This window comes from Promicromonospora sp. MEB111 (genome assembly GCF_030209445.1).
Classification (GTDB): Bacteria; Actinomycetota; Actinomycetes; order Actinomycetales; family Cellulomonadaceae; genus Promicromonospora.
The window spans coordinates 144763-159169 of record NZ_JARVSD010000012.1 but is presented as its reverse complement, the minus strand read 5'-3'; the positions used below and the strand labels follow the sequence as shown (position 1 = coordinate 159169).

At 73.4% G+C, this 14407-nt stretch carries 14 protein-coding genes; 3 read left to right on the top strand and 11 right to left on the bottom strand.

The annotated features are described in order from the left end of the window. Positions 1-70 precede the first annotated feature (70 nt). Positions 71-1462, bottom strand: a complete 1392-nt coding sequence (locus QRN56_RS15310; protein ID WP_285104654.1) for an alpha-hydroxy-acid oxidizing protein — start codon at positions 1460-1462, stop codon at positions 71-73. 80 nt (positions 1463-1542) lie between these two features. After that, entirely contained in the window at positions 1543-2589 is a 1047-nt protein-coding gene (locus QRN56_RS15305; RefSeq protein ID WP_285104652.1) for an SDR family NAD(P)-dependent oxidoreductase, read from the bottom strand. Positions 2590-2702: 113 nt separating this feature from the next. Here QRN56_RS15305 and QRN56_RS15300 point away from each other — a divergent pair, with 113 nt between their 5' ends. The 3 genes from QRN56_RS15300 (at position 2703) to QRN56_RS15290 (ending at position 5132) form a co-directional block, all read left to right on the top strand. Continuing rightward, positions 2703-3242, top strand: coding sequence for a TetR/AcrR family transcriptional regulator (locus tag QRN56_RS15300; RefSeq protein WP_285104650.1), 540 nt, complete (start codon positions 2703-2705; stop codon positions 3240-3242). 97 nt (positions 3243-3339) lie between these two features. Next, positions 3340-4311 carry an alpha/beta hydrolase gene (locus QRN56_RS15295; RefSeq protein ID WP_285104648.1) on the top strand — a complete coding sequence of 324 codons (972 nt, stop codon included), beginning with the start codon at positions 3340-3342 and terminating at the stop codon, positions 4309-4311. 47 nt (positions 4312-4358) lie between these two features. Then, on the top strand, positions 4359-5132 hold the full coding sequence (locus QRN56_RS15290) for a glycerophosphodiester phosphodiesterase family protein (protein ID WP_285104646.1): 774 nt from the start codon (positions 4359-4361) through the stop codon (positions 5130-5132). A gap of 68 nt (positions 5133-5200) precedes the next feature. Here the strand turns inward: QRN56_RS15290 and QRN56_RS15285 are convergent, their stop codons facing one another. The 9 genes from QRN56_RS15285 to ruvX all read right to left on the bottom strand — a co-directional run bounded on the left by QRN56_RS15285 (position 5201) and on the right by ruvX (position 14406). Next, positions 5201-5971: an excalibur calcium-binding domain-containing protein gene (locus QRN56_RS15285; RefSeq protein WP_285104644.1), complete on the bottom strand. Its 771-nt coding sequence runs from the start codon at positions 5969-5971 to the stop codon at positions 5201-5203. 170 nt (positions 5972-6141) lie between these two features. Then, complete coding sequence (locus QRN56_RS15280; RefSeq protein ID WP_285104642.1) at positions 6142-7089, bottom strand: hypothetical protein; 948 nt, start codon at positions 7087-7089, stop codon at positions 6142-6144. 120 nt (positions 7090-7209) lie between these two features. Beyond that, positions 7210-8367, bottom strand: coding sequence for a 3-dehydroquinate synthase (gene aroB, locus QRN56_RS15275; RefSeq protein ID WP_285104640.1), 1158 nt, complete (start codon positions 8365-8367; stop codon positions 7210-7212). Further along, positions 8364-9008, bottom strand: a complete 645-nt coding sequence (locus QRN56_RS15270; protein ID WP_350224573.1) for a shikimate kinase — start codon at positions 9006-9008, stop codon at positions 8364-8366. Before QRN56_RS15270 ends, aroB begins: the two co-directional genes overlap by 4 nt. Beyond that, positions 9005-10234 carry a chorismate synthase gene (gene aroC / locus QRN56_RS15265; RefSeq protein WP_285104638.1) on the bottom strand — a complete coding sequence of 410 codons (1230 nt, stop codon included), beginning with the start codon at positions 10232-10234 and terminating at the stop codon, positions 9005-9007. The genes QRN56_RS15270 and aroC overlap by 4 nt, the downstream gene beginning before the upstream one ends. Positions 10235-10353: 119 nt before the next feature. Beyond that, complete coding sequence (locus QRN56_RS15260; RefSeq protein WP_285104636.1) at positions 10354-11310, bottom strand: shikimate dehydrogenase; 957 nt, start codon at positions 11308-11310, stop codon at positions 10354-10356. Between the two features lies 1 nt (position 11311). Then, complete coding sequence (locus QRN56_RS15255) at positions 11312-12337, bottom strand: endolytic transglycosylase MltG (protein ID WP_285104634.1); 1026 nt, start codon at positions 12335-12337, stop codon at positions 11312-11314. 316 nt (positions 12338-12653) lie between these two features. Further along, positions 12654-13793, bottom strand: coding sequence for an endolytic transglycosylase MltG (gene mltG / locus QRN56_RS15250; protein ID WP_285104632.1), 1140 nt, complete (start codon positions 13791-13793; stop codon positions 12654-12656). Positions 13794-13845: 52 nt separating this feature from the next. Then, entirely contained in the window at positions 13846-14406 is a 561-nt protein-coding gene (gene ruvX / locus QRN56_RS15245) for a Holliday junction resolvase RuvX (protein ID WP_285104630.1), read from the bottom strand. Between the last annotated feature and the right edge of the window lies 1 nt (position 14407).

Below are 14407 nucleotides of genomic sequence, written 5' to 3'. Positions count from 1 at the left end.
TCACGATCTCATACCGACCCACCTGTCAGGCGTCGGCCCACCTGTCAGACGTACAGGTCAGGCGTGCAGGTCAGAGCGCCAGGTTGTGCCGGCCGATCTGCTCCGTGCCGGAGACACCCGCGAGCGCCATGGTGAGGTCGAGCTCGGCCAGGACGTGCTCGGCGACGGCGCGGACGCCGTCGGACCCGGCGAGCGCGAGGCCGTAGACCCAGGGGCGGCCCAGGAGGACGGCGTCGGCGCCGAGGGCGAGCGCGGTGAAGACGTCGGCCCCGGTACGGACGCCGGAGTCGAACAGCACGGGGACGAAGGCAGCGCCGGCGCCGTCCGCACGAGCGCCCGCTCCCGAACCGGACGCCCCGGACCACGTGCGCACGGCGTCGACCACGGGCCCGAGGGCGTCGATCGAGGCGACGGCGTTGTCGATCTGCCGGCCGCCGTGGTTGGAGACCACGATGCCGTCGGCGCCGTGGTCGAGGGCGGCGCGGGCGTCGTCGGGGTGCTGGATGCCCTTGACGAGGATCGGCAGGGTGGTGCGCTCGCGCAGCCAGGCGAGGTCGGCCCAGGTGAGGGTCGAGCGGGAGAACACCTCCAGGAAGGTCTCCACGGCGGCGCGGGCGTGGGGCTGGGTCAGGTTGCGCAGGGTGGGGCCCGGGTGGTGGCGCGCCATGGACAGCAGCGAGCGGACGGCGGCGGCGGTGGGCCGGTTGGACGACGGCGCGCCGCCTCCGGAGCCGGACGACGCTGTCGCCTGGACCCGGGCCTCGACGAGAGCGCGGAACACGGGGTCGCTCAGGTACTGGGCGATGCCCTCGGCACGGGCGAACGGGAGGTAGCCCAGGTCGAGGTCGGCGGTGCGCCAGCCGAGCACGTGGGTGTCCAGGGTGACGACGATTGCCTCGCAGCCGCTCGCCTCGGCGCGGGAGACGAAGGACTCGACCAGGGCGTCGTCGGACGACCAGTAGAGCTGGAACCAGCGTGGGCTGTCGCCGAGGACGGCGGCCGTGTCCTCCATGGGGGTGGACGCCTGGGACGAGATGACGACGGGCAGGCCGAGGTCCCGGGCGGCGCGGGCCAGGGCGGGCTCGGCGTTGCGTGGTGCGGCGGCCCGGCCCCCGCGCTGGTGCTGCACGGCGAGCTCCAGCGCCCCGATCGGCCCGAACAGCACGGGGGCGGGCAGCTCGCGACCGAGCAGGGTCGTGGCCGGCGACCGCTCGCCGACGTCGACCATCTGGCGGGGCACGATCCGGTACCCGCCGAACGCCTCGCGGTTGGCCGCCACGGTGCGCTGCGCGCCGGCGCCGCCGGCCACGTAGGACCAGCCGGTGCGGGTCATGCGGCGGCGGGCGGCGGCGGCGAGCGCGTCGGGGTCGGTGGGCACCGTGGGCCGGTGGCCGTAGACACCGTTGCGGTAGATCGCCGACTGCACCGTCCGGCCGATACTGATCCCGCCATTGGTAGGCATGCCGGACATCTTGCCATGTCGTTATCGGCTGGGTCGTTGTCGGCCGGGCCGCTGTCGGCCGGGCCGACAACGGCGAGCACCTACCCCCGAGCCTGCTTCTCGCCTGCTCCGGCGGGAATCCGCAGCGCCGTCCCCGCGAGCTCCTCGACCTGGTCCCACACGCGCGCCGCGAGGTCGCCCTCGGGCGACGCCGTCCGGGCGGTCGGGTCCACGCGCACCGGGACGCCGCGCAGGCGTCCGGCCGGGGCGTAGTAGTCGCCGTTGCGCGCCTGCGGGTCGGTCAGGGCGCGCACCGCCGACCAGGCGGCGGCGTCCTTGCCCTGGGCCCAGAGCGTGTAGGGGTTGCGCTGGTACGGCGTGGTCGCGTCGCGGATCCCGGGGCGGTGCGGCGTCCGGGCGTCCACGCCCACACCAGGGCGCGTGACCAGCGAGACGACCGGCGTCCCGGCGGCCTCCAGCCGGCGGGCCAGCTCGAACGCGAGCACCTCGGTCACGGTCTTCGCCTTCGTGTAGGCGCCGACGGCGACGCGCGGCACCCGCCGGACGTCGTCGACGGCCACCGGGAACTGCGTGACGAACCCCGTGGAGGTGTGCACAACCCGCGACGGCGTACCGGTCCGCTCGCCCGTGGCCGCGAGCGCCGGGAGCACGCCCGCCAGGAGCGCGGCGTTCGCGACCACGTGGGTGCCGAGCAGCAGGGGCAGCCCGTCGGCGGTCGTCGCGCTCCCCTTCAGGGCCATGGCCCCGCCGTTGAGCAGCAGCCCGTCGACGCGGGGCAGGGCGGCGATGCGCGCGGCGGCGTCGGCCACGGACGCCAGGGAGGCGAGGTCCACGACGACGGTGTCGAGGCGCGCGCCGGGCACCTCCCGCCCGATCGAGGCAACGGCGGTCTCGAGCTTGGACGCGGAGCGAGAGGCGAGCACGACGTGCGCACCGGCCGCGGCGAGCTGCTCGGCGGCGAAGTAGCCGATGCCGGCGGTCGCGCCGGTCACGACGAGCGTGCGGCCGGTCTGGTCGGGGAGGTGGGCGGGGTCCCAGGTCGGGTCGGCGGTCGAGCTGGTGGCGTGCTCGGCGGCGTCGCCGCGGGCGTGGTTACGGGCGGAGCTGCAGGCGGACTTGGCGGTCATGACGGCCCTCATGTCTCTGGGCATGCCTCGGGGGCACACATCCGGATGATGTATCCGTTTGAGCGTAGCACCAGAAACGGATCATCCATCCGCTTCTGCGGTAGGCTCACCCCATGCCCGCTCTCCGGTCCGACGCCGCCCGCAGCCGCGCGCGGATCCTCGAGGTCGCCCGGCGCCACGATCCCGGCGCGCTCCGGCTCAACGACCTGGCGCGCGAGGCCGGCGTGGGGGTCGGCACCGTCTACCGGCACTTCCCCACCACGCACGCGCTCGTGGAGGCGCTCACCCTCGACACGCTGGAACGGCTGCGCGTCCTGGTCCGCGAGGCCGTCGCGGAGCCCGACCCCACCACGGCGATCAGGAACCTCCTGCACGCCGCGCTGGACCTCCAGCTCGAGGAGGGCGGCCTGCAGCCCGTGCTCCTGTCCGCCGAGGACGAGGACGACGAGGTGCGCGCCGCCAAGCAGGAGATCGGCACGGGCTTCGAGCAGATCCTGGTCCGGGCCCGCGCCGCCGGCGTCGTCCGGCCGGACCTGTCCACCGAGCAGGTGGAGCACCTGGTGTGCGGGATGGAGCACGCGGTGCGGCTGGGAGCGGCGTCGGACCGCGGGCCGTACCTGGAGATCCTGCTGGCGGGGCTGCGTCCCGCCTGAGCACGGCCGCCCGACCAGGGCGAGCCCGAGCGCGTGCGACCCGCGACCTGCGACCTGCGACCTGCGACAGGTGCCGTCCAGGACATACGATCCCCAGGTGCCTGGTTCCACGGAAGACGCGCTCGACTGGCGCACCGACCACCTGCTCGGCGAGCCGTTCCAGGAGGCTCCGCTCGGCCCCGCGACCCTGGTGCGTTACCCGTACCCGGCCGACCGGCCGGCGCCCCGGGCGGCCGTGATCCACGTGCACGGCTACAACGACTACTTCTTCCAGGAGCACCTGGCCCGCACGTTCACGGCGGCCGGCTACGCGTTCTACGCCGTCGACCTCCGGGCCGCCGGACGGTCCCTGCGGCCCGACCAGATCCCCCACTTCGTGCTCGACCTGCGTGAACAGGCGAGCGACATCGCGGCAGCGGCCCGGGCGGTGCGCGGCCTGGAGCCGGGGCTGCCGCTCGTGGTGCACGCCCACTCGACCGGCGGGCTCACCGCCTCCCTGTGGGCGCACGCGCACCGCAACGCCACGGGTGCCGACGCCGGGCCCGACTCCCTGGTGCTGAACTCGCCGTTCCTCGACCTGCGCGCCCCGCACTGGCAGCGCACCGTCGGGACCCGCGTGCTGGACACGGTGGGGCGGCTCGCGAGCACCGCGATCATCAGCGACGGCCCGTCCCGGTACGCCGAGCACCTGCTCGCCGCGAACGGCGGGCGCTGGGAGTTCGACACGACCCTCAAGCGTCCCGAGGGCCAGCCCGGCCGCGTGGGATGGTTCGTCGCGATCCGGCGCGGGCAGGCGCGCGTCGCCGCCGGGCTGGAGATCGCGTGCCCCGTGCTGCTCGCCCGGTCCGACTCGTCCGGACCGGACTCGCTCGACAACCCGCTGCTCGACGCCCAGGACACCGTGCTCGACGTCCGGCAGATGGCCGCGCTCGCGCCCGGCCTGGGGCTGGACGTCACCGAGCTGGTCGTGCCGGGCGGCGTGCACGACCTGTCGCTGTCGGCCCGCGACCCGCGTGAGGCCTACCTCGACGGCATGTTGAAATGGACCGACAGCAGCATCGATGCTTGAGACCCGATGCATGAGGTTCGTGAGGTTCGATTCGTGAGGGACTGCCAGTGACCTACTTCGAGGGGGCCTTCCAGGCCCTCGCCCACCGCGGGTTCGCGCACGCGTCAGCCGGCACCGAGGGGCTGGAGAACTCCCTGGCGGCGTTCGGCGCCGCCGTCGACCTCGGCTACCGCTACGTGGAGACGGACGCGCACGGGACGGTGGACGGCGTCGCCGTCGCGCTGCACGACGAGTCGCTCGACCGCACCACGGACGGCACGGGCCTGGTCGCCGAGCTGCCGTGGTCCGAGGTGAGCGAGGCCCGCATCGGCGGCGTGGAGCCCGTGCCGCTGCTGGAGGACCTGCTGGGCGGGTGGCCCGACCTGCGCGTGAACATCGACGTCAAGCACTCCTCCAGCGTCGGGCCGGTCGCCCGGGCGATCGAGCGGACCTCCGCGTGGGACCGCGTGTGCGTCACCTCCTTCGAGGTGGCCCGACGGCGGGCGACGCTCACCAAGCTGTCCCGCCCGGTCGCGACGTCGGCCGGACGCAAGGAGATCGCGAGCTTCCTGACCGGGGTGCGCGTCCACGTCCCGGCCCTGTCCCGGCGGGCGCTGCGCGACGTCGACGCCTTGCAGGTCCCGGTGCGGGAAGGCTCGATCACGGTCGTGGATCCCGCGTCGATCGCCGCGGCGCACGCATCGGGCAAGAAGGTGCACGTCTGGACCATCGACGACCCGGACGAGATGCGGCAGCTCATCGACGACGGCGTGGACGGCCTGATCACCGACCGCGCCGACCTGCTCAAGGACGTGCTGATCGAGCGGGGGCTCTGGCAGTAGCGCGAACGGCAGGCGGCATCGAGATCGACACACTGCTGTGCCGATCTCGATGCCAACGACGTCTCGCGCTATTCGCAGCCGACCCCGTCGCCGTCCCGGTCCAGGTGGGAGCCGTAGCCAGGGTCGCCGCTGTACACCGGCGCGGCACCTGCGGCCCGCGCAGCGTCGCAGTTCTCGTAGTAGGTCGTGCCCCCGGAGTCGGCCGGCCCGGTGTCACCGCCCACCAGCCCGGCTGCCTCGGAGGCCTCGACGGCCGCCTCGCGCTCGGCCACGTCGGACTCTCGCGTGCCGACCTCGGCCTCGGCCGCCTTGACGTCGGACTCTCGCGTCCGGAGCTTCTTCTCCTTCTTCGCCACCTCGTCGGCACGGCTGTCCAGGCTCTTCCGGTCGTCGGCCAGCGCGGCCTCGCCGGTCTCGAGAGCCGCCTGGGCCTCGGCGAGGTCGGCCTGCTCGCTCTCGAGTTGCGCGCGCTCCTCGTCCACGGCCGCGAAGGCCGCTGCCGCGGAGGCGGACGCCGAGGCCTCGGCCTCCGCGACCGCGGTGTCGTCCTGACCCCCACCTGCGCTGCCGATACCGACGCCCACGAAGAAGATCAGAACGGCCGCTGCCGCCCAGCCGGCCACGATCCAACGCCTCCGGTTTCGCGCTGCATCCGTCTGCTCGTCCGGCACGTCCACGGCGACCGCGTCAGTGCCGATCAGAGCCGTGTCCGGGACGTCGACCCACAGCTGCCAGCCGGCAGGGGTCGACCACTCGGGATTCGGTTGCCACTCAGGATCCGGGCTCCAGCCCGCGGGCGGGACCGGCCAGCCTGGTGGAAGGTTGTAGACCTTGCGCATGACGGGGCACCTCTCGGTCGGCACGCGGCCGTACCACGCGCGCTCATCTCCCCTGCTCTTCGGACGCTAGGCGCCCGAGCCGCGCATTGCACAGAAAACAGGACAAGATCACCCAAGGTTCGCCCGCCACGCCGAGGCCGGCAGAACGGACGACGCCGGGAGCGCCGGCGTCAGGAACCGCCGCCCGAGTCGCCACCGCCGCCGCCGGAGTCGCCCCCGGACCAGCCGCCCGAGTCGCCGCCGCCGAACCACCCGCCACCGTCACCGCCGCCCCCGGCGTGACCGGAGCCGCCGCCGTCCGAGCCCGTCCAGGTCGAGTCTCCGCCCCAGGTGCTGCCGCCGGTCCAGCCGTCGCCGCCGGACCATGTCGCGTTCGCCGACGGGTCCGGCGAGGGCACGGCGTCACCGAGCCCCTCGCCAAATCCGTCACCGACTCCGTCGTCGCCCCGTCCACGGTCGCCAGGCGCGGCCGGCCCGAACGTCCCGGGCACCAGCAGGGCCGCGCTCCCGTCGGACGCGGTGCCGGTCGTCGTGGCGGACGTCGCGCCGGACGACCGGGTCGCTCGGGGCTTCGGTTGTGCCCGCGTCCCGAGCTGCGAGGTGAAGGCCCACAGCGTCCGGCCGTCGGCCAGCAGCAGCCGCGCCGGGCCCTCGACGGTGTCCCCGGCGAAGAACTCGACCGTCACCCGACCCGGAACCATGGTGTCGGCCGACGCGTCCTTCGGGAACAGCAGGTGCAGGTACTGCTGGTGCCCGCGGTGCTCGACCACCACCGTCCGCATCGGCCGGCCGGACACCTCACGCTGCGCGGCCACCGCCTCGCCGTTCAGGGTCAGGGAGACCGCACCCCGCGCGGCCCCGGACCAGGCGGCACGGTTGCGGGCCCAGCGCCGGACCCCCTTGACGAAGATCCACAGCACGATCAGGGCCGCGATCCCGGCGACCACGAGGAACGGCGGCGGCGCGCCGAAACCGTCGGCGGACGAGAACGGACCCGCGAGCGAGAACGGACCCGCGAGGAGGACCAGCAAGCCCAGGAACACCAGCGGGAAGAGCAACCCGAACATGCCGGGTGAGCCGGCCTTGCGCGCGGCTCGGAAACCAGGATCGAAGCTCATGCCCTGAGGCTAATGTCCGCTTCGCACCGAGCGCTGGCAAAGTAGCCCTTTTCGAGGCCCGGTGTTTCTTCGCTTTGAGGGGGCTCAAAGCGAAGAAACACAGGCCTCAAAGGTGAGAGTTCAGCCCAGCGTCAGCGTGACCGGGGTGCCCGGGCCCTTCGTCGGCGGCTCCTTGGCCACCTCGGCGTAGGCGGCGGCCAGCAGCGTCGGGTCGGGACCCTCCAGCCGCACCGGCTTGGCGACGTCGTCCAGCACCACGAACCGCAACAGGTCGCCGCGAGCCTTCTTGTCGCGGCGCATCGCGGCGAGCAACTGGTCCCAGCGGTCGCCCCGGTAGTGCACCGGCAGCCCCAGCGAGTCCAGCAGCGAGCGGTGCCGGTCGGCGACGTCGTCGGGCAGCTTGCCGGCCATCCGGGCGAGCTCGGCGGCGAAGATCATGCCCACGCTCACCGCGGCGCCGTGGCGCCACTGGTAGCGCTCGACCAGCTCGATCGCGTGCCCCAGCGTGTGCCCGTAGTTGAGGATCTCGCGCAGGCCGGCCTCCTTGAGGTCCTCTCCCACCACCTCGGCCTTGACCCGCACCGACCGCTCCACGAGCTCGGCGATCACGGCCCAGGTCTCGTCCGTGGCATCGGCGCCGGCCCAGTTCCGCAGCTCGTCGACGTGCGCCTCGACCAGGTCGAGGATCACCGGGTCGGCGATGAAGCCCGTCTTGACCACCTCGGCCATGCCCGCGACGAGGTCCCACTTGTCCAACGAGCCGAGCGCCGCGAGGTCGCACAGCACGCCTGCCGGCGGGTGGAACGCGCCCACGAGGTTCTTGCCCTCGGCCGTGTTGATACCAGTCTTGCCGCCCACGGCCGCGTCGACCATCGCGAGCAGCGTCGTCGGCACGTGCACCACGCGGATGCCGCGCAGCCAGGTCGCCGCCACGAAGCCGGCGAGGTCGGTGGTCGCTCCCCCGCCGACGCCGACGATCGCGTCCGAGCGCGTGAAGTCCAGCTGCCCGAGCAGACCCCAGAGGAACGCGGCCACCTGCGGCGTCTTGGCCGACTCGGCGTCCGGCACCTCCGCGACGAACGCCTCGTAGCCCGCCGCCTTGAGGTCCTCGGCGATCGCGTCCGCCGTCGCCGACAGCGCGGCGGGGTGGATCACCATCACCTTGGCGGCCTTGCCCACCAGCCCCGGCAGCTCACCCAGCAGGTGCCGGCCGATGACGACGTCGTAGGGGGCGTCTCCCCGGACGGTGATCCGGGTGGGGGCGCTGTCGGTGCTCACGTGACGTTCTCCTCCGTCTTGTTCTCCTCGGCGGTGTTCTGCGCCGCGGCGTTCTGCTCGGCCTCGGCCCGCTTGGGGTCCGTCAGCTCCGGCACGCGCAGCTCCAGGCCGAGGGCCTCGATGATCTCCGCCGCGACCTGCTCGCCCGGCCGGTCGCTCGACACGATCGTCAGGGTCGCCAGGCGCTCGTACGTGGGACGCCGCTCGGTCATCAGCTTCTGCCACTGCGCGCGCGGGTTGCCGAGCAGCAGCGGGCGGGCCTGGTTCATGCCGACCCGCTGGGCCGCGATCGCCAGCGGCACGTCGAGGAAGACGACGTGCCCGCCGTCGGCCGCGTACCGGGTCAGGGCCGCCTGGGTGGCCAGGCTCATGACGGCGCCGCCGCCGAGCGACAGCACGCCGTCGTGCTCCGCGAGCGCGGCGAGCACGGCCGCCGACTCCAGCTCGCGGAAGTGGGGCTCGCCGTCGTCCACGAAGATCTCGCTGACAGGCTTGCCGGCCCGCTCCTCGATGTCCGCGTCGGTGTCCCGGATCGTGACGCCCAGGCCCGCGGCGAGCGTGCGGCCCACCTTCGACTTGCCGGAGCCGGGCGGTCCGATCATGACGGCGACCGGACGGGTCGCGTCGGCGGAGCGCGTCACTGCAGCAGCTCCGGGATGGCGGCCACGTAGGACTCGAGGTTGCGCCGCACCTCGGCCACGGAGTCCCCGCCGAACTTCTCGACGGCGGCCTCGGCCAGGGTGAGGGCCACCATCGCCTCGGCGACGACGGCGGCGGGCGGCACCGCGCAGACGTCGGACCGCTGGTGGTGGGCCGTGACGGGCTCGCCCGTGGCGGTGTCCACGGTCGGCAGCGCCCGCGGGACGGTCGAGATGGGCTTCATCGCGGCGCGCACGCGCACGATCTCGCCGTTCGACATGCCGCCCTCGATGCCGCCGGCACGGTTGGTGGTGCGCTCGATACCGGGGCGGCCGTCGGGGGCGGTTCCCCGGACGATCTCGTCGTGCGCGGCGCTGCCGCGACGACGGGCGGTACGGAAGCCGTCGCCGACCTCGACGCCCTTGATCGCCTGGATGCCCATGAGGGCGGCGGCCAGCCGCGCGTCGAGCCGGCGGTCGCCCTGCACGTAGGTGCCCAGGCCGGAGGGCACGCCGTAGGCGAGCACCTCGACGACGCCGCCCAGCGTGTCGCCGTCCTTCTTGGCGAGGTCGATCTCCTCGACCATGAGCTTGGAGGAGGCGGCGTCGAAGCAGCGCACCGGGTCGGCGTCGAGCGCCGCGACGTCGTCCGGGGTCGGCAGCGCGGCGTCGTCGGGCGCCTCGGCCTCGCCGATGGCGACCACGTGCGACACGAGGCGGATGCCGAGCGCCTGCTCGAGGAACTTCGCGGCGGCCACGCCGAGCGCCACACGCGCCGCGGTCTCGCGGGCGGAGGCGCGCTCCAGCACGGGCCGGGCGTCCTCGAAGCCGTACTTGCGCATGCCGATGAGGTCGGCGTGCCCGGGACGCGGGCGGGTCAGCGGCCGGTTGCGGGCCACCTCGCGCTCGTCGCCGGTGCCGGCGTCGACGAGGAGCGCCTCGGCGGGCACCGGGTCGGCCGACATGACGTCGGTCCACTTGGGCCACTCCGTGTTGGCGATCTCGATCGCGAGCGGCCCGCCCTGCGTGAGGCCGTGGCGCAGCCCGCCGAGGACGCGCACCTGGTCCTGCTCGAACTTCATCCGGGCGCCGCGGCCGTAGCCGAGGCGGCGGCGCGCCAGGGCGCCCTGGATGTCCGACGTCGTCAGCTCCACCCCGGCGGGCAGACCCTCCATCATGCCCACGAGTGCGGGACCGTGCGACTCACCCGATGTCAACCAACGCAGCATGGTCGGATTGTTTCACGCGCGTGACGGGGTCCGCGCACCGGTCCGGTGGGCGACACACCGACGGTCGCGAGGATCTGGCGTCGGCGTGTCGCTCCCGACGGGCCAGGGGGCAGTCGAGGTCAGGCCGGGACGGCCAGGGCCGCGCGGAGTGCCTCGTCCATGGCCGCCAGCGGCGCCACCTGCCCTGTCATCAGGCGCACCTGCTCCGCGGCCTGGTGCAGCAGCATGCGCTCGCCGCCCACCGCGCGGGCGCCGAGCGCCGTCCACGCGGACTGCAGGGCGGTCGGCCGGGGGTCGTAGACGACGTCGAGCAGGACGCCGCGGGGCGCGGCGCTGCCGCCGCCCTCATCGCCTCCGCCCGCGCCACCGTCGCGCGCGGCGCCGCGCGCGCCGTCGGTCAGCAGCTTCGCCCAGGTGTCGGCGGCGTACTTCGGCGTCGTGGAGACGACGGCGTCCGCGCTCGCCAGGGCCGACGTCGTCGCCTTGTCGTCGAACACCTCGAACGACGGGGTCACGCCCATCCGGGCCACGGCCTCGCGCAGCGGACCGATGCGGTCCAGGGAGCGCACGAAGACCTGCGCCGACGCGCAGCCCAGCTCGGCCAGCGCCGCCAGGGCGGACGCCGCTGTGGCGCCCCCGCCCAGAACCACGGCCTCGGCGACCGGACGGTTACCGGGACCCGCGGCCACGCCCGCGCCCAGCCCCTCGCGTAGCGCCGCGACGATGCCGTGCACGTCGGTGTTGGTGCCGGTCGTGCTGGTCACGCCGCCGACCGCCGTGAACAGCACCGTGTTCACGGCGCCGACCGCCTCGGCGAGCGGCTCGACGTGGTCGAGCAGCGGGATGACCGCCTGCTTCAGCGGCATCGTCAGGCTCAGCCCGGCCCAGGCCTGCGCCGGGTCCCGCTCGGTGTCGTCCAGGAAGCCCGCCAGGGCGTCCTCGGTGACGTCGTGCACGCCGTAGTCCCAGCCGGCCAGGCCGAGGGCCCGGTAGGCGGCGGTGTGCAGCACCGGGGACAGGGAGTGCGCGACGGGGTGGCCGAGCACGGCCGCCCGGCGCGAGGGGGTGGCGCTCATGTCAGTAGCCGTTCTCCGCTGCCCAGGCCTGGTACTCGTCCTTGAAGACGAGGAACTCGTCGTAGTTGTCGGTGAACTTGGTCTCCTGCGTCTCGAGGTTCACCGTCACGTACCACCGCCAGGGACCCTCGGGCGGGTTCATGACCGCCTCCAGGGAGGCGTTGCTGGGCGCGCCGATCGCGGTCGGCGGCAGCCCTGCGACCACGCGCGAGGCGTACGGGAACGACTTGTCCTGGAACTCCTCGGAGGTGATCAGGTGCGACGGCTTCTTGCGCCCGTAGGAGTCGATGGCGTCCAGGCCGAGCGGCTCGTTCGCGGCGAGCCGGTTGTCGATCACCCGGGCCACCTCGCCCCGGTAGTTGTCCGGCGCCTCGCGCTCGACCAGGGAGGCCTTGATGATCAGGTCGTTGCGCTGGTCGGCCGGCACCTTGAGCGCGCCGAGCTCCTGCACGGTCAGGGCGACCATCTGCCCCAGCACGTCCGCCGCGCTCACCGTGTCGGGCTTGGCGTCGTACGTGCTCGCCGCCAGCCAGCCCTCCAGCTCTCCCCCGGCCTCCGTCGGCAGGCCGAGTGCCGCCGGGTCCGCGAGGGCCGCGTCCACGTCCGCCTCGGGCCAGCCCTGCTCGACCATCGTGTCCTTGATCTGCGCCACGGTGTGGCCCTCGACGACGGTCAGCCCGCCGCGGTCGACCTTGTTCTCCGCGAGCAGAGCCACGGCCGACTCCGCGCTCATCTGCAGCTTCATCTGGTGCGTGCCCGGCTGGATCCCCCCGGCGTCCGGGTTGGCGTTGAACGCCCGGACGAACGCCTCGGCGCTCGCCACCACGTCCTTCGCCTCGAGCTCCGCGCCGATCGTGTAGCCGTTGGCCGCCTCGGGGATGTCGACGGCGACCGGATCGCCGCCGGTGCCCTCGTAGTCGGCGGCGGCTAACGGCGTCTCGATCCCGAAGAGGTAGCCGTCGTTCTTCACCGTCCACGCGCCCAGGGCGCCCACGACGACCACCGCGGCGACGACGGCGATCAGCACCGGGCGCAGCGGGCCGCGCCCGCCGCCGCCCCGGCTCCCGCTCCGACGTCCTTGGCGGTGGCTGCCGTCGCGGTCCCCCCGGCCACCGCGCGAGCCGCTGGCGTGCCTCGGTGGCCCCTGATAATTCACTCCCGGAAGGGCCTGGGTCACGCGCTCGCTCCATCCTCTACGGTGCGCGGATCACTGGACGAACCACGCTGGTCACCAACCGGGAACACGACACTGCAACCGCACGTCACGATCGCATCACAGCCCGGGTGCCGCGAACGCTACCCCGATCGGTACATTCCCGGCCAACTCCGGGGATTCGTCACCCTCAGCCGTTGGCCGCCTGCCAGTCGCGAAGCTCCTGCTGGTAGGCGAGGTGCTGCTCGTAGGTCTCCGAGAACTTGGTCTCGCCCGTGTCCAGGTTGACCGTGATCCAGTACTTCCAGTCGCCCGGCGTGGGGTGGAGCACGGCGTCGATCGAGGTCTCCCCCGGGCTCGCGATCGGACCCGGCGGCAGCCCCGTGTGCTCGTACGTGTTGTACGGGTTCTTCTCGTTGCGCAGGTCCTCCTTGGTCAGCTCGGTACCGGGCTTGCCGGCGCCGTAGGCGACCGCGGCGTCGATCTGGAGGATCATGCCGTCCTCGAGCCGGTTCTCGATCGCGCGGGCGATCTTCGGCTTGTCCTCGGCGTGCAGGCCCTCCCGCTCCACCAGCGAGGCCTTGGTCAGCACGTCCTCCCAGTCGCCGCCCGGGATGTCCTTCTTCCGCAGGGCCTGCTCGGTGCGGTCGACCATCTGCGTCAGCAGCCCGGCAGCGGTGTCCTTGTCGGGCTTGAGCGCGTAGGTGCCGGCGTAGAGCCACCCCTCGGCGTCGCCGTCGGCCTGCTTCGGCAGGCCGAACGTGGCCGGCTTCTTCAGCGCGGCCTCGAAGTCCTCGGCGGGCAGGCCCGTGACCTGCACCGCGCGCTCCACGATCTGGTCCACCGTGTAGCCCTCGGGGATGGTGAGCTGCAGGTCCACCATCTCGTTCTTCACGAGCAGGGCGACGGCGTCCCGCGCGGGCATCTCCTCGAGCATGGCGTGCGTACCGGGGCGGATCGACACCGAGTCCGGGTTGGCCTCGAAGGCAGCGGTGAACGCCGACACGCTGGCGACCACACCGGCCTTGTACAGCTCCTGGCCCATGACCGTGCCCGTCGCGCCCTCGGGGATCTCGACGTCGACCTGCTCGCCGCCCGGACCCGGGAAGTCCTTGGACTCCAGCGGGTTGGTCAGCCCCATCAGGGAATCGAGGTTGCTCCAGATCGCGTAGCCCGATCCGCCGACCAGCACGAGGGCCACGAGCAGCACGATCACCGCGCGGCCGCGCTTGTTGCGCCGACGCCGCCGCTGGGCTCTCCGGCCTGATCTCGGCCCGGGGAACGAGGGATCTGCCTGGGAGCGCGGGGGCGCCGTGAAGAGGTCCGTCACCGGAGACTCACTGTCCTTCGTCGGGGGGTGTCCATGGGGGGTGGCGCTGAGCTCATTCGTGCGTGTCGTGCACGGTCCGCACCTCGACGAGCTCGCCGGCGCGCTCCCCCTTCGCCCGCTCCGCGTCTAGTGCAGATTGCAGAATGATAACGGCTGCGGCCTGATCGATCACGGACCTGTGCTTCTTTGTTTTTCTGCCCGCCGCGTGGAGCGCCTGGTGCGCCGACACGGTCGTCATCCGCTCGTCCACGAGGCGTACCTCAGCGCGCTCGCCGACGGCGGCCAGGGCCACGGTCAGCCGGGCCGCGAACCTGCGGGCGTCGGCGGTGGCCGCGCCCTCCTTGCCGGACAGGTGCCGGGGCAGCCCCACGTAGACGACGGCGGCGAACCGCTCGACCACCTCGGCCACGATCCGCTTCACGTCGGCCGTGGTGCCCTCCGCGCTCGGTGACCCCTGCTTCCCCGAGCCCGCCAGCACCCGCGGCACGGTCTCCACGGGGGTGGCGACCAGCCCGTCGGGGTCGCTCGCGGCCAGCCCGATCCGGGCCATGCCGACGTCGACCCCGAGCCGGGCCCCCCGCGGGAGGCCCGGCTCGGTACCGGTGTCCGTCACG